Here is a 15267-nt window from a genome sequence, read left to right on the forward strand (position 1 = left end):
GCCATTTTTCAGACCTTTGTTTTGCATGAGGAAGGAGGAAGACGTACGCCGATGGCAGAATCCGTGCTGGGAATGTTATGCCGACCTACGGTTACTTCGCGAAGGTCCTCCTCCGCGTTCAAGTGCTCCGCAATGTCTTCTGCAGTTTTCTTGGCGCGCGCTTCAGCGATAGTGTTACCGTCGTTCCTGACGATTTTTTTAGTTTCGCGTGAACTGGAAAGTCTTTCGGTTTTAGCGATTCGTCGTCGGCCCTAGCCCATCTTCCTTGTTTGCAAAGATAAATCGTGATTTTGGATTCGGTTTCAAAATCATCCTAAATTTCATGTAATTAGGACACCCGTTCTGACGAATTAGTGGATGGGCTTTGGAACCGACAGCCGATTCCTTGGCTTCATACTTAGTCCGGCACCTTTCGGACCTAGGCCACTGGGCTGACAATGTCCGTTCACAGGGGTGGAGCGGACGTCGCCAACGCGCGCACTAACTTCCGACAATGACCCTGAACGGCCAATCTCCTCGGGGCGCCAGGACGAAATTGAGGCCTTAGAGCGGGCAGGTTCCTCGAACCGCCAAGATGCCAAGACCCGCATCGAGGGCGAGCGGCATCGCGATCACCGTCGACGGCGCTACCCTAGTAAGCACAGCTGACCACAATCAACATCGCGTTGAGGTCCAGCACGCATCGGCCAAATGTGGCCTGGGAGGTTGGACCCAACAATTGCTGACTGAAGCAGTCCATGCGTGTATGCTGACGCACCCTACAGGGCCATGATGTACGTCGAACTCTGCGAGGGCCAATATGGCACAACTTCGCGAGTGGCTTGAGGCGCGAGGACTGGGGCGCTACGCGGACGCGCTACTGGCTCAGGACATCGAACTCGATATCCTGCCCGAACTGACAGATGCAGACCTGACGGCGGCCGGTCTGCCGGTTGGGGCTCGCAAGCGCCTGCTCCAGGCGATTGAGGGCAACCTCTCCGATGCGGCGATGCAGTCAATGGGGGCGCCGCCGATCGTTCCGACAACGGAGCCGGCAACTGAAGCGGAACGACGGCAACTGACCGTCCTTTTTTGCGACGTCGTCGGCTCGACCCACCTCGCTGAGACGTTAGATGCGGAAGATCTGCGAAATCTGCTGCTGTCATTTCAGAAAGTATGCGCAGAGGTGGTTCAGCGCCATGAAGGGCAAATCGGCCTTTTCATCGGGGATGGCGTGACCGCCTATTTCGGTTATCCGAGGGCCCACGAGGATTCCGCTCAGCGTGCAGTCCAGACGGGCCTCGATATCATGGCCGGATTGACGGAGCTTGGGCGAGAAGGTCTCGAAGCCCGCTGCGGTGTCAACACCGGCCCAGTCGTTGTCGGTGAACTGGGAGTTGGCGAGAAGCGCCTGTGTGACGGCATCGTTGGCGAAGCGCCAAATATTGCCGCACGTCTGCAAGGCTTGGCACTGCCGGGTAGCCTGGTCATGAGCGAGGCGACGCTGCGCCTCGTGGAGGGCCTCTTCGAGGTTGAGCCGCTCGGCCCGCAAATGCTCAAGGGCGTCAGCGCACCGATTGCAATCTATCGGGTGCTGCGCCCCAGCGCCGCCCCCAACCGCTTTGAGGCGAGAGGTGGACAATTCTTGACCCCACCGATCGGCCGCGAGACCGAACTCGGCTTTCTCACCAAGCGGTGGGAGAACGCGATGGAAGGCGAAGGCCAGGCCGTGCTGCTGCAGGGAGAGGCCGGCATCGGCAAATCCCGCTTGCTGCAGACGCTTCGCATGCAGCTCCGCGAAACGCCGCACGCCGAAATCGTCTTTTATGGCTCTCCACAACATCAGACCAGCGCGCTCTGGCCGGTGATCCAGCAATTGCATCGAGCGCTGGGCGTTGCCGGCGAAAAGGATGACGTCGCGCGGCGGGAGCGCCTCGGACACTTTCTCCTCGATCTCGGTTTGGACAGTGCCGATGTGGTCGGGCCGCTCGCCATGCTGCTGGGTCTTTCTGCGGATTCGGGGTCGGATGCCGGCCCGGCGGATCCTGGACAGGTTCGCCAAGCTGTCTTCGCCGCCCTGTCGCAGCTGACCTCTGCAGTGCAGCGGCGAAACCCAGTGCTCGTGGTCGTCGAGGATGCCCATTGGATTGATCCGTCGACAACAGAATATGTCGGTCAGATGCTCTCTGACATGGCGTCGCAACGACTTTTTGTTCTGCTGACCGCCCGACCGGAGTTTCGTGCGCCGTGGTCGAATTCGTCGCCGCTGGTGACCTTGCCACTCGCCAGGCTCAGCCGCCGCGAGACCGAAGCGATGATTCGTCGCGTCGCGGCCGATGATTTTCCGGCGGCCATGCTGGCGCAATTGGTCGCCAAGACCGACGGTGTGCCGCTATTCATCGAAGAGCTGACCAAATCGGTCGCCGAAAGTAGAAGTAACGTCGGCTTCGGCGGGGCCATCGAGATCCCTGCGACGTTGCAGGCCGCGCTTCATGCCCGTTTGGATCGTCTGGCGCCGATCCGGCACATCATTCAGGTGGCGGCGCTTTTGGGCCGGGTGTTCGATGCCGATCTTCTGATCGCGGTGAGCCAACGAGACGCTGCCGCGGTTAAACGGGCACTGCACGACCTGATCGAGGCTGAACTTATCTACCCGCGAAGAGATCCCCACTGCGAAAGCTATCAGTTCAAACACGCCTTGATCCAGGACGCGGCCATCGGCACCCTCCTTCGCAACCAACGGGCCCAATTGCACCGCCAGATCGCGGTTTCCCTGGTCGAGCTTCGTGCCGATGCGGTCGGGCGCAACCCGGAGCTCCTGGCGCACCATCTTCAGGAAGCCTGCGACTGGGGCGGCGCGCTCGATCACTGGCAAAAGGCGGGAGTGGCCGCCATGGCCAGGGCTGCCAGCCGTGAGGCGGTATCGCACTTTGCCAACGCAATTGACTGCAGCAAGAGGCTAGACGATGTGACCGGCGGCGCCGAGCGGATGACACGTCTCCACCTGGCGATGGCCAATGCCTTGACGCAGGCGGAAGGGTTTCGTTCCGAGCGCCTTAGTCAGGCGCTTGATGCTGCACGTCGTGCCGCCTCGGCCACTGCATTGGTCGAATTGCAGTGTGAAGCGGCGATATCGCTCTCTGGGTTTTTTTATGCCATCGGGCGTAATCGCGATTATCTGACGCTCGCCGATGAGCAACTGAAAAATCACGCCGATCTGCTACCTCCGGCCTGTGTGAGCGGCCTTTGGTCGTCAAAGGGGACTGCTCATTTCAACCGGGGAGAATGGCGTTTCGCGATCGACGCCCTGCGTAAGGCCCGAGATCTGATTGATCGAACTCATGCCAGCCGTCGTATTTTGCTAGGCGGCGCGGATCAATTGATCGCGACCCAGTCCTACTTTTTCCGATCACTGGTTGCGATGGGTTTCATTGATGAGGCTGTCGAAACGACAGAGTGCTTCGTTCAAACCATCGACCGCATGGAGAAGCCCTTCGACATCGCCTGGGGTCTTCTCGTGAAGTGCTATTTATACGCACTGCTCGGCCAAAACGATGTGCTACTGCGGGACTCTGCCAAGCTAATTGAGATCAGCGAACGCCATGGCTACACGACCCGGCTCAGCAATGGTCTTTCATGGCGGGGACTTGCGCGCTCGCGATTGGGTGAACTGGATGCCGGCATCGCCGATGCCCGCGAAGGAATCGTGCTTTGGCGTGGTCAGGGGATCGTATTTCATACCCCCGAGCGAATATGCTGGCTGTGTGATCTTCTGGTGCGGGCGGGCCGCCTCGACGAGGCATCTCAACTGCTGGATGAGACCGATGCCCTCGTTATCGATACTGACGAAGCAGCCGCCTTAGCTGAATGCATCCGCATTCGTGGCCAAATCGCCGCTTGCGGAAACGATCTGACCGGCGCTGTGCACCTCTTCGAGAAAGCGATTGCTATTTCCCAGCGGCAGGAAGCGCGATTATTCAAGCTCCGCGCCACCACACAACTTGCATCAGTTCTTGCACGTCAAGGGCGCGCCCAGGAGGGTGCGGCGCGCCTGCACACCATCATCGACGCATTCGACACCAAGCACGAAATCGTCGATCTTGCTGCCGCTCGAAAAGTGCTGGACACGTTGCGTCGATAGAGGAGGTTACGCCAATGAACAGGCGGTCGATTGAGATCAACGGCGCCGAGCTGACCTATCTCGAGGCGGGCGTAGGCCCTCCCGTAATCCTGATCAACGGGCTGCTAGGCGACTATCGTTCGTGGCGCCGACAAGTCGATGTGCTTCGCCCGAACTACCGGGTCCTTGCGCTCAGCCAGCGCTACTACTGGCCGAACAAATGGCCGGATGACGGCGCGGGATTCAGTGTCGCCACCCACGTCGCTGACCTTTCAACCCTGCTGCGCCAGCTTGACCTGCCGCCGGTTCATCTCATCGGCCATTCCTATGGCGGCGGGGTCTCCGCGCAATTCGCCAGCGAGCGCCCGGACCTTGTGCGCTCACTAGTGCTGGCGGAGCCAGCCGTCGCGACGATTGCGCTGGACGATCCTGCAGTGCCGGGATTGCTGGCCGAATTTGGCGAGAACACGAAGATAGTTTTCGAGGAATGGCAGAAAGGCAATCGGACCAAAGCCGTCGAGGAGCAACTCCTCTACGTGTTCGGCCACGAAATCCTCGACCGGATTCGGGGCGAGCATCTCGCCTTCATCAACGAGAATGCGGACGTAATCGGCGCAGCTTTCCGACCGCGTCCCCCGCCTCCACCGTTTGCGCTTGCGACCGCACGAAAGCTAACGATGCCGGTACTACTGATCGAGGGTGCCAACACCAAACCGATCTTTCGGATCACCTGCCAAAAGTTAGCGAGCTATCTCCCGGACGTGCAACAGGTCATCCTTCCCGACACCTCGCATGCCCTTTGTCTGGAGTCGCCCGGGCCCTTTAGCGAGGCCGCACTCCAATTCCTGAATAGCCATTGAGTCGAAACGCCAGGTACTCGCCCTCGTCACCCCGCCGTCGACCCTCGTTGGCGCCGACAGAATAGCACTGCAATGTCACAGTCTGGCACGAAACGAACTTGCCGGGGCGGCCCGACGACGTCCGATCCTGAAGGTCCAACGGACGTGCCGTGCAAGCAGGGACACTTCCGAGTTTGAAGCGAACGCCGCGACGCGGTAGCAGTGAACAAAGCCCGTCACCCCGCCGGCAATCTTAGTTTCTCTGTAATGCACCGCAGTCCTATGGGTAATGAAGGGAGCTTGGAGCGATGATTCCTTCGGAAAAATTGGCGCTCTTTGTCGACGGCCTGAACCTCCACCACACGGCGAAAGCCTTGGACTTCAGCATTGATTTCAAGAGGCTTCTCGCCGAGTTCAGGACGCGCGGCGTGCTGGTGCGTGCTTATTACTACACGATCATCGCTGAAGAGTTTCAAACGACCCGGCCCCTCATCGATTGGCTCGACTATAACGGTTTCACAGTGCGTACGAACTCGGTCAAAGAGTTCGATGATGGTCAGGGCCGGCGGAAATACAAGCGCAATATTGGAGTCGAACTCGCAGTCGATGCGGTCGAGATTGCGAAGCATGTAGACCACATATTGTTGTTTTCTGGGGACGGCGATTTTCGTCGCCTTGTGGAAGCAATCCAGCGCCTCGGTCCTCGCGTCACAGTCGTATCAAGCATGCGAACGAAACCTGCGATGGTTGCTGACGAATTGCGTCGGCAGGCGGATACGTTCCTCGAATTGGATGATCTCAAGGCTGCGATAGGGCGGACAAAGGAGGAGAGCAGAATGCGCAACCAGAGGGATGAGTTTTCGTAGGGAGGCATTCTCGACATGCCTCTACCGGCCGCTTGATGCACCAACCCACCTGGAACCCGACTATGCGCGCACGATTGTTCTTGAAAGTTGCGCGAGCAAGAGGTCTTCACAGGACTGCCGGTGCCGTTGCGGCTATCCTCTTTGTGTCTCGGTTTCGCAACACTCGATGTGTTTCGCAGCGGGAACTTCAATTTTGACTCCACACTCGTCGATACCGGGGGCAGTCTCTGGGATAACCGGGCCGGCGGATCGAGCATTTTTAAGCACTAATTTATTTGCGCCCGGCGGGTCGCAGCGCGCGAATGCCTGCGACCTTTATCTCTTGTTATCGCCGTGGAAGCATTCCGCGGTGGCCGACGACCATCCGCGCAAGAAACTGTAAACGCTGCATTCGCGAGCGGTTAGGACCCGCGGAACGGTACCAGTAAGTCGCAGAAAATGCCTGAACTGTGTCCTCAATCACATGAACAAGACGAGATCGTCTCTATAAGCCATTGAGGTGTTTGGTGGGGATCCCAGATGGACGATGATTTTTATAAGGAGCGAGCACGACAAATACGTGAACTCGCCACTCAAGCCGATCCATTCATTAAGCAACGCCTATTACGCCTTGCGGGCAATTACGACGCAATGATCACGCGGACCAAGCCAGCTGTTTTGTTCAACGGCGACGATCCAGCGCGCTGCGCCGAAAATCACAGTGTATCAGTAATACTGACCTTTGAACCGCATCAAAGTACGGCATGATTTTTGTGATATGCTTTTGAAGAGAAAGACCTTGAGCTGGCTGAAAGAGGTCTCTTATGTCCGTCGATAGCTGGACCGACGATCTCGCTTCTGTCGTTCGATATGCGCTGACGACGACGCGCGCGACAGCGATTTGCCCGTTCCATCTCAATGAAACAATCCGTGTCGGTGATGACGCTGCGGAAACCCATGCCTATGTTCGTGCCACTAAGGTCGTTAAAAGCGATGGCACAACATGGGAGCATGAAGCTCTAAACAAAGAAATTAGCCGGCAGCTCCACGAAGCAGCAGACGGGGTCTGCCCTGAGTGCGCAGCGCTCCAGCCCAGCTGCCGGCGGAGCGCTTCTTGACCTAATCCGTGCGCACCAATTTACCGACTTAGCTCGATGGCAAGCCCTCCAATGCCCACTTCACAACAAACAAAGGAGGATACCGATGAAGTACATGATCACCTGGAGCGAACGTTCGCAAGGATCGCCCATCGAGTACGAGAATGCCCAGAAGCGGATTCTGGAGGTCTTCACTCAATGGAAAGCGCCCGACAACTTCAAGATCGAGGTGTTCGTCATACGAGTGGGGGACTGGGGCGGGTATATGCTGCTGGATTGCGACAATCCGTTGGCGGTTCACAAGTTCTGCTCGATGCTGCCTGCCTTTGTATTCGAAGCGCGGCCAGTGGTTCCTGTCATGGACGCCGTCCGGGTCGAGCTTGAAGCAATTGCCTTTCGTGACGAGCTCAAAGGCAAGTAACAGCATCACACCGGAAGACTGCAGGATCGCGAGCGCTCCACTGCTCGCTCCACGTCGACGAAGCGGCCGAGCGAAGTCGCTACCAAATGTCGCCTATTGGCACATTTGAGACGTGCTGACCGTTCGCGACGATGTCCGTTTCTGGGGGAAGACTGGAAGTCCTCGCAGATCCGGTTGAACTTGCGATGATCGAAGCATCTAAGCCTTCTCAATAAGCCGTCCCAGGCGTGCGAGGCTCCGGGGCCGGCAATGCGGGATTGAAATCGCATCGGGTACCGCTACCGGTCCGACATCATGAAGGCCGGGACAGACAGCCTTGGATTGGAGGCGGCACATGACGAACATCGTGGACGAAGCCGAGGAGATCAGCGGCTGCGACAGCAATGACCCTCCGCGCGCCCGATCGCGTCAGGCACCTGCCGGAGATGTAGTTCATTTGCCAGCTTTCTTTCCAAAATTTCGGATGCCTTCCACGTTCTCTTCGATCCTCTTGCGAACCACGTCGAAGGCCTCTTTTTGAGATTGGGTGGTTATCTCGGCTAGTTCTCGCATGTTGGCCAAGGCCTTTTCAAAACCCTCTTTTGCGAGATCCGCGCGCGTTTTGGGGTCTTCCTGACCAGCATCGGCAACCACTTTCTTCATCGTTTCCTCAAGCATTCTGCTTGCCTCCGAACGAGGCGCTGCCAGCCCTCGAAAGCGATCCTATTCGCTTTGACGAGAGCTTCGATGTTCTTCCGTTCACGGTCCACAAGCGCCGTGAAGTCGACGCCCGGAAGTTGGAACTGGCTCATAAGTTTGGTGAAGTCAAAAACCGGCGTCTCGCCAGCTACGCCCTTTTCTCTCGGTTTCATGTCGTTGGAGACGGTGGCCGTTTTCATCGGCTTGCTGTCCTCGGACACGGTGGCCGTTTTCGTCGGTTTGCTGTCGTCGGAGACGGTGGCCGTCTTCATCGGCTTGCTGTCCTTGGACACGGTGCCCTTTTTCCTTGGCTTTCTCCTGGAGAGGGCAGCCGTTTTCGTCAGTTTGCTGTCCTTGGACATTCGGCGATCTCCTTTGACCGTTGGCACGAGCAGCAGCCGGGCGGTTCAACCCAGCCAGCAAGGGACAGCATCGTCAATCCTTGCTTGACATAGGTCAAAGCGGTCGCTCGCCTGCCGTCGAGAATGGTGCATGCCATTTAACCCGAGACGGGCGTTCAAAATCCAAGTTGCCGGGATCGCCACCGTCGTCCTCAGCGTGGCCGTGGTCGCCGTCGTTCTTTTTTCCCGTTGGGGCAATGGGGACACCGCCGAAGCACTGCCGTTAGTCCAACCCAGTTGACGGTCTCGTTTGCATGGCGAAATCGCTAGAGGGGGGCCTCCGGGGAGGCGGTATGTCGGTCTGAAATCGGTCAGGTGCTGCTACCGGTTATATCCACTCATGATTTCCCGTCGCTGGCCGAAGTCCTTGCTCTTTGCCAAAGCGGCCTCGGCCTCAGGACGGCCCACATCCCACAGCATAATTCAGATCAACGCTGCTGCTCGACAGCCGTCCAAGGAATTCGCCCAGTAGGTTGACGGCTGAGAAGCCGCGCTGGCGTGTGCGGTCGGCCACCGCGATCCCGACCCGGCTCTGCTGCCGTTCGGTGATCTGGAGCAATGTCACCAATGAAACGCTGTCTCGCTGCTTTCACAATCGCCGCCAGCCTGTTCGCACCAGTTGCGAACGCCAACGATGCCTTGGAAGCCAAGGTGCGGGCCTACGTTCCGGTCGTCTCCCTCGCCAAATTCTGTGACATCAGGATCAATGACGCCATCTTGCGTGAGCACCCCGCCATGCTCGCAGCGGTCAAATCCGACCCGAACGCCCAAAAACTCGCCTTCCGCCTCAATTACGAAACGCAGACGGCCTACATCAAGGCCCGCGACGCAGGTCAACGGCTCGCCTTCTGCAAGGACTTCATCGCAGCCAACAGTCAATACGGCAAGGCTCGCGTCACCGCCGTGGTCGATGAACACATGAGCGACGTCAGCAATGGTGTGCGGAACGCGATTGCCCACAACGTCTGCGGTGCGCCCCCCGCCAAGCTGTCCAAGGCCGACTGGAAATCGTACGCAGCCTTCAAACAGGTACTTCAGATCGAGCATAAGTTGGCCAAGGAAAACGCCGAGACGAATGGCTGGGACGTCGCCGCCGAAAGGGCGGCGGTCACGGAGCAGTTCTGCGCGGCGGTAAAAACCCGATCAGCATCATCGCCGCCAAGGTCCGAGCCGCACTGAGATCATCGCCGCACGGATCGAGTGGATGAAAACACTGGCAGATGCTCAACGACCTGCATGGAGCGCCGCTTGGCCTCAGCTTGGCGAGCCGCCGCTTCTCGATCAGCGGCAGATGGCGCAGGTCCGCCTCCACCCCCATAGGCGCACGATAAAGGCCCAGCAAGGCCATCGCCACTGCTCCTCGCGCTCGCGCTCATCCGCCCTTTGACACAATGCCCTCTATCCGATGGGCATGCGTGAGGGGCCTGACAGGCGACCTATCGGCATGACGAGCCATGACCGCAGCCGATCTCAGACCCTTCATAAACTATTAACTATATTGTTGTGTCCTGACGAAAGGGGTGGGTTGGGCGTTGTGTTGTGGAGTATCAGGCAATGAGTACTCACGCTCCAATTTCCTATTCGTCACGCCGTCGTCTCGCTCGGCGGCTGGTCGGCTCGACCATTAGTGTCGTAGAGCGGGACCTGATCTTAGAAACCCTCGCTCATACTCAAGGGAATAGAACCGTGTCGGCGCATCTGCTTGGCGTCTCAGTGCGGTCGCTTCGGAACAAGATTTCCGAGTATTCCGCAGAGGGTTTCTACATCCCTCGTCACGAAAGCCGTGGCAAGAGCGCGGAAACGATAGCTGCGAAGACGCATCCGCAAGATAAGGCAGCGGCCATGCCGGTTGCGCTCGCCAGAATGCGCGCGGTCGCGGCCTCGGATTGCGGCTCGTAGTTCGTTCGCATTTCGGTGGTGTGCGCTGATGTCAATAGATCGCCCCGTCTTGTCGGCAGGCACAGGTCGGTGAAGCCGGAGGACGCCGCCGCTTCATCCGAGGCCGTCAAGGAAAGGGTTGTTGAGTTGCGTTCGCGCGCGCGATCTTCTTTGTCGGCCCCGCGCGTGGCGATCCTGAGTGCATCGTGCGGCAATGGCCGTTGCAGCGCCTTGGCTTTATCACACGGTGCGCCCATCCAAACGTCGCGGCTCCTAATCGGTGAGCATCCCGTGTCGTTAACGGATCGTGAACCGGCTCAGAACACCATCGGCCCGTCCTTCTGGGGACATTAGTATTGCGTGAGCGAAGCAGAGGCCGTCACCGTCTTACCCCAGCTTCCGGTGACGGCTTGTTGCGCCGACTCCATTTCCACTACGACACACCGCCCCGTCGCCTGACGCCATCCGCACGCGCTTACCGTCACCGCGCGGCGCGGTCACTGGCGCGGTCAATTGTCGTTTGGCAGGCGTAAGTGGATCTCCGTGCTTGGAATAGTGCCCTGATCCAGGGTCATGACGGCTATGTCCACGACGTGCAGCGATCTGGGACGGTCATAGAAATATTTGAGATGCCAGACGGGTCCAAAGTCCGGTGTCACGATGAAATCGCCGGAGCTAAGCGCCCGCGTAATCAACTTGATCGCGTCGTGGTTTTTCAGCGGTGAATACAACAGGACCTCGATCAGCGCGGCCAGCGATAAGCCGTCGTTCAAACTGACCCGCGCGATGTCGTCGCCATAAACTTGCCGTAAGGCGTTGACAATCGCTGCGACGGTGTTTGGGTCGCGCATCCATGCCTCGTCGTTCGGCCTCCCTCCGGATACGATGGGCAGACCGATTTGTTCCGCATGACGTCCGGTCCCCTGCACGCCATCATGCCCTGACACACGCCTCGTTCGCCGCCGCTATATCGCCAGTGTGGCTGCTAATTTGCTCGACCGTGGCTGAGACCGGATATTGGTTACGAGGGATGGTGGTTTCCGGGGGGCGGTATGCCGGGATTGAAATTGGTCAGGTACCGGTACCGGTTACTGACCCACATTCTCGCGCTAGATCTTAGGCCTGCTAGTTTCCGAGCGACAGGCTGATCCGAGTGACGACCGAATCCCACTGACGGTCTTCCGCGGCTGGATAATTTATTAGGACGCAATTCATGTATTCGTTCACTCGGTTACAGCGGTTGTACCAGGTTCGCCCATTGCGAATGCTGGACACTGCAAAGAAACGTGGTGTCACTCGTTTGTACTGAATGTCAGCAGGAGGCCTCTGCTTTGCAAGAAAAGTGGCAGGCGAGTCGTTCTCAGGATTGGGAACTGACTGCAGAGTCAAATCTGCTCGGCGGTCGCTTGTGAAAAAGCGCCGCCCCGGGCCGCCCTCTGGCGCTCCCGCATCCTCGGTGAAAATACTCACCGGGATATCTACTTTAGCGCCGGTACTCGGGATAGCAAATTGCCGCCACTGCGTGCTGTCCGCAAAGGCTGCCATCGGGACGAGGCTGACAATCAATCCAATAATCCAGTTGCGCGCACCCATGCAGCATCTCATGTCAAGTTATTATCAAATCATCAACTTCTGCAGGTTTGTTCGGTTCCTGTATTGGGCTTTAGATGTCCGCCTCAGATTCAAGCGCGCTCGAGCGGAGGGGGTGGGGAGCCCCCGGGGGCGGTGATGCGGGATTGAATCGCATCAGGTACCGGTACCGGTTACTGCCGCAAGTTCCCGCGCTCGAGCATGCAGCCGATTCAGCCCGTCAGTCCTTGGAACGTTTCGACCATCCCAACATTGCCTGAGGGCCGCTGGGGGCTAGCGGAATGTGATGGCGCCGCGGTCGCTACGACACCTGAGGATCCCAGCATGAAACGAATCGTTGCGACCGGAATCGTTCTTCTTTCCCTTTGCTCCGTCGCTGAGGCACATCGTCTCTCCGGAGCCGCCACCTACTACGGCGGGAGCGACCGCCTGTGCGGACGTCGCACGGCTTCTGGAGCGCCATTCAACTGCGGCGCAATGACGGCTGCACACCGGACGCTGCCTTTCGGGACGGTACTGACGGTCCAGAGCGGTGGCCGGTCGATCCAGGTCACGGTGACCGATCGCGGCCCGTTCACCGGCGCGTTTCTTGATCTATCACCGGCAGCCGCAAACGCGCTCGGCTGCCGCTGTACCCATCGCAACGTGACCGCGACTGTCATGCAAATGGGATCGGGTGAGACCGGCGTCGCCGGCCGAGGCCGTCAACGCCCCGCCACTGCGGCAGCCATGCCGCTGTTCTTCCAGCCGACGAGTGCCTTTACAGACCCGTCGGGAACGTTCGGATCATCAATGGCCTTAGCTCCCGCTCCACGCTATCACCGTCGCCACGGTCGCCGCCATTAGGACCAAGCGGATTGACCCGTGTCAACATTGACAACAAATGGTTGAAGGAGATCGCTTGGGCCGCTGCTCGCTTGGCGCGGGAAGCAATTTGATCTTCGGGTGCACGGTAATACGGATTTCCCTGACGCCCTTGGTGCGACGACCCCGTACCCGGGCGCGGACCAAAGAGCTTGGGCTTAGCCTGTTCACGGCGTCCTCGAAATATTAATCGTTTGACGAATTACCTGACATTGTTTGTCGGAGGTAAGGAATGCGATGTCGGATGCGTCACGGCCGCTTCCTATCCGCACAATGCCTTCGATCGGTGCAAGCCGTGTGGGATCGATAAGCCACCAGCTATCCTCGATGTAAACTTCGAAGATGGCGTGAAAGCGGAACCCCCGCCGGTCTGGGAAGACGGCGGGGGTTATGCAGGAAAGATGGCACGAGGCTAAAGCTCGGAGTCTCTAGGTGTCGCGCCAAGGACCCGCGCATCGATCGAAACGCGGATGCTAAGTTTCAGCAAGGCGATTTGGTGAGCAAGCCGTACAGTATTTCAGCGTTGATGTGCTGGAACAAAAGACCCGTAAAGCTTTGCTTTCGATTGCACTGGCTAATAAGTCAGCACCATCAATCGCATAATCGCGGCGACGAGTACAACGAGCAACTTGAGTAGATTCGCCAGGCGTCGGGCGCGAACTTTTCAATCGCCCAAAAGCAGATCGCGCCGACGACCACGATAATCAAAATCCCGATCAAAAGTAGAAATCATGTGCCCTCGTTGCGCTGTCGGTTTTCATTTGCTCTTCACCTTCAGCCCCAACTCCACAAGCCTACGGATGGCTTCCGGGCGGGGGTCGTCGTCCTGCTTTTCCCTCCAATGGTCGATCGACCCATTTTGGGAGCGCCAATCCATTTCGCGCAACTCGGTTCCTGCGTTCACAAGTGTACAGACGTTTCTGTGATTTGAGGTCAACATGTTGACGCGGTAAGTCTGCTTCCCCGAGCTGGGGCCGTTTTTTATAAAGCACGTCAGCCAGTTCAGTCGCGGCCACATAGGAAGCAAGTTTCCTTGTGCGCGCGATTGAGCGCCTAGCCGAACGCGAGAACGAGCCAACCTGAGCACAACATCACAAGGGCGGTTACGATTAGCGCGAGGAATTAGATGCCGCAATCAAAGAACGTTGTTTGATCTAAAGACTCGGCGAATGTAACCGAGGCGGATGATCTTGAATGGCCCGACGTGCAATATGGTCGGCCATTTGTTTGCTATGCATAAGTATTCACGACTTACTTGCTGCGGCGCAAAGGCTCAATCCGACGCGATTGGCACTTTTTGGACTGGGTGCTATGTCCGCGTTGCAGTTCGTAATGCGTGGCAAAGCGGACACTCGCGGCCTATCCATCGAGATCCATAAGATACACAACGTTAGTGTCACTTGATGACTCGGTCGATTGCGTTGCTCGCCGATAAAGAGCTGCTTCTTCGGCGGTAGCCAACCTGACCTTCATCATGGCCGTGGCGTCGCACAACGGCGTCCCATGAGACGTGATTGTGCTTAACTTTGTGCGTAACCTGCCGTGTTCGCAAAGACGTTCCGCGTCCGCGTGCCTCTTAGCCTGCAACGCAAGCGTTGGCCTATCGTTGATCTCAATCGTGAATATCGAGATTGTGAAGCGGTGGTCCATTTTGATCTCCGGCATCCATTTATAGACCTACAGATCAATCCATCAGCAGATCATAGTCCCGGCGCAAAACAGTTTGGACGTGAACCGCGGCGCGCGCGGCGGTATTGGCATCTGCCGCGCCCGCTGCGAGCACACAGAGCGACCAGTTATTTTCAGCGTGACTTGCAATTCGATTGATCACTATTTCCTGGACGTTATGACAGCCGGGCTGCTTTCTCACTTCTAACAACGCTCGGCGCTGCAATTCCGCGGCATTGAAACGAGGACCTTGGGCATAGGTTGGCTCGGCTTTTGGGGACCGCTCGGCCTATACCTAACAGAACAAGAGCAATTCAGGTTCCGCTTGCGAGGGGCGTGACCCGGCGAGACATGATAGCAGGACGATCTTGCCGCCGAGCCCGCCGGCCTATCCTGGGAATGCCCGTTCTCCGGGTAGATCGGACCTCGGCATGGGCCGCGCCAAACCGACGCGAACCCAGAGCGGACATCCGGGTGGCTGACGGGGACCGGCCCGAAGGGCCCTGTTTGGGGTGGAGGAGCGCGATAGGCTTGCTCGTGAAGCGCCACTTGCAGAACGAGCCGTTTGCAAAAGAGGGCTGCTCCGCCCCGCCAGAAGGCCCTGACCAAAGCGACCTGCCGTACTCACTGCGTTAGTGTGTTGGGATCATCCTCGTCCGGCGCGCTCAACTCATCAATCAGCGTCAGGATATCGGCAGCGCGTTGCGTTAGCTCTCCCGCCTCCCGAAGGTCAGCCGTTGATTGAGCGTCTTTCAGCAGCGCTGCGACTAAGCGCAGCAAATAGTCGCGTCCGACAACCATGATGGCTCCCCCGAGCCGCCACGGCTCCGCATTCAGTCCAACGCGGCTATCATTCCGGACACAGCGGTTCTTGTGAGCTCACGCCA

14 protein-coding genes and 1 pseudogene are annotated in these 15267 nt (G+C 58.2%); 8 read left to right on the plus strand and 7 right to left on the minus strand.

Features of this window, described 5'->3' with window-relative positions:
• The first annotated feature begins 799 nt into the window (after positions 1 to 799).
• From JQ611_RS35445 to JQ611_RS35465, 5 genes are all read left to right on the plus strand, one after another.
• Positions 800 to 4120 carry an AAA family ATPase gene (locus tag JQ611_RS35445; protein WP_212468064.1) on the plus strand — a complete coding sequence of 1107 codons (3321 nt, stop codon included), beginning with the start codon at positions 800 to 802 and terminating at the stop codon, positions 4118 to 4120.
• Positions 4121 to 4134: 14 nt separating this feature from the next.
• Complete coding sequence (locus JQ611_RS35450) at positions 4135 to 4959, plus strand: alpha/beta fold hydrolase (protein ID WP_212468065.1); 825 nt, start codon at positions 4135 to 4137, stop codon at positions 4957 to 4959.
• A 287-nt stretch (positions 4960 to 5246) separates the two neighbouring features.
• The gene (locus tag JQ611_RS35455) at positions 5247 to 5804 is read left to right on the plus strand and encodes an NYN domain-containing protein (protein ID WP_212270221.1); all 558 of its coding nucleotides are present in this window, start codon (positions 5247 to 5249) and stop codon (positions 5802 to 5804) included.
• A gap of 519 nt (positions 5805 to 6323) precedes the next feature.
• Positions 6324 to 6551: a hypothetical protein gene (locus JQ611_RS35460; RefSeq protein WP_212270220.1), complete on the plus strand. Its 228-nt coding sequence runs from the start codon at positions 6324 to 6326 to the stop codon at positions 6549 to 6551.
• Between the two features lie 435 nt (positions 6552 to 6986).
• Positions 6987 to 7301 (plus strand): DUF3303 domain-containing protein, encoded by a 315-nt coding sequence (locus JQ611_RS35465; protein WP_212468066.1) that lies wholly within the window; start codon positions 6987 to 6989, stop codon positions 7299 to 7301.
• 432 nt (positions 7302 to 7733) lie between these two features.
• On the opposite strand, the gene phaP is transcribed toward JQ611_RS35465, so the two are convergent.
• Positions 7734 to 7958 (minus strand): TIGR01841 family phasin, encoded by a 225-nt coding sequence (phaP, locus tag JQ611_RS35470; RefSeq protein WP_212270218.1) that lies wholly within the window; start codon positions 7956 to 7958, stop codon positions 7734 to 7736.
• A complete protein-coding gene (locus JQ611_RS35475; RefSeq protein WP_212468067.1) occupies positions 7940 to 8341 on the minus strand; it encodes a phasin family protein in 402 nt (133 codons plus the stop codon). The genes phaP and JQ611_RS35475 overlap by 19 nt, the downstream gene beginning before the upstream one ends.
• 606 nt (positions 8342 to 8947) lie before the next feature.
• On the opposite strand from JQ611_RS35475, the gene JQ611_RS35480 reads away from it, so the two are divergent.
• Complete coding sequence (locus JQ611_RS35480; RefSeq protein ID WP_212270216.1) at positions 8948 to 9559, plus strand: hypothetical protein; 612 nt, start codon at positions 8948 to 8950, stop codon at positions 9557 to 9559.
• A gap of 375 nt (positions 9560 to 9934) precedes the next feature.
• Positions 9935 to 10114 (plus strand): annotated as a pseudogene (locus tag JQ611_RS42130) (helix-turn-helix domain-containing protein); the annotation flags it as partial.
• 38 nt (positions 10115 to 10152) lie between these two features.
• Here the strand turns inward: JQ611_RS42130 and JQ611_RS42135 are convergent.
• The 3 genes from JQ611_RS42135 to JQ611_RS35495 all read right to left on the minus strand — a co-directional run bounded on the left by JQ611_RS42135 (position 10153) and on the right by JQ611_RS35495 (position 11851).
• Positions 10153 to 10515, minus strand: a complete 363-nt coding sequence (locus JQ611_RS42135) for a hypothetical protein (RefSeq protein WP_249133718.1) — start codon at positions 10513 to 10515, stop codon at positions 10153 to 10155.
• 252 nt (positions 10516 to 10767) lie between these two features.
• Positions 10768 to 11109 (minus strand): hypothetical protein, encoded by a 342-nt coding sequence (locus JQ611_RS35490; RefSeq protein WP_212032596.1) that lies wholly within the window; start codon positions 11107 to 11109, stop codon positions 10768 to 10770.
• A gap of 274 nt (positions 11110 to 11383) precedes the next feature.
• Complete coding sequence (locus JQ611_RS35495) at positions 11384 to 11851, minus strand: hypothetical protein (RefSeq protein ID WP_211997607.1); 468 nt, start codon at positions 11849 to 11851, stop codon at positions 11384 to 11386.
• A gap of 321 nt (positions 11852 to 12172) precedes the next feature.
• Here JQ611_RS35495 and JQ611_RS43165 point away from each other — a divergent pair, with 321 nt between their 5' ends.
• A complete protein-coding gene (locus JQ611_RS43165; RefSeq protein ID WP_212038959.1) occupies positions 12173 to 12694 on the plus strand; it encodes a septal ring lytic transglycosylase RlpA family protein in 522 nt (173 codons plus the stop codon).
• Positions 12695 to 14396: 1702 nt separating this feature from the next.
• Here JQ611_RS43165 and JQ611_RS35505 read toward each other — a convergent pair.
• Both JQ611_RS35505 and JQ611_RS35510 read right to left on the minus strand, forming a co-directional pair.
• Positions 14397 to 14582, minus strand: a complete 186-nt coding sequence (locus tag JQ611_RS35505; protein WP_212468068.1) for a hypothetical protein — start codon at positions 14580 to 14582, stop codon at positions 14397 to 14399.
• A gap of 422 nt (positions 14583 to 15004) precedes the next feature.
• The gene (locus JQ611_RS35510) at positions 15005 to 15181 is read right to left on the minus strand and encodes a hypothetical protein (RefSeq protein WP_212270213.1); all 177 of its coding nucleotides are present in this window, start codon (positions 15179 to 15181) and stop codon (positions 15005 to 15007) included.
• Positions 15182 to 15267: the final 86 nt, after the last annotated feature.

Source organism: Bradyrhizobium sp. AUGA SZCCT0182, from assembly GCF_018130185.1.
Lineage (GTDB): Bacteria > Pseudomonadota > Alphaproteobacteria > Rhizobiales > Xanthobacteraceae > Bradyrhizobium.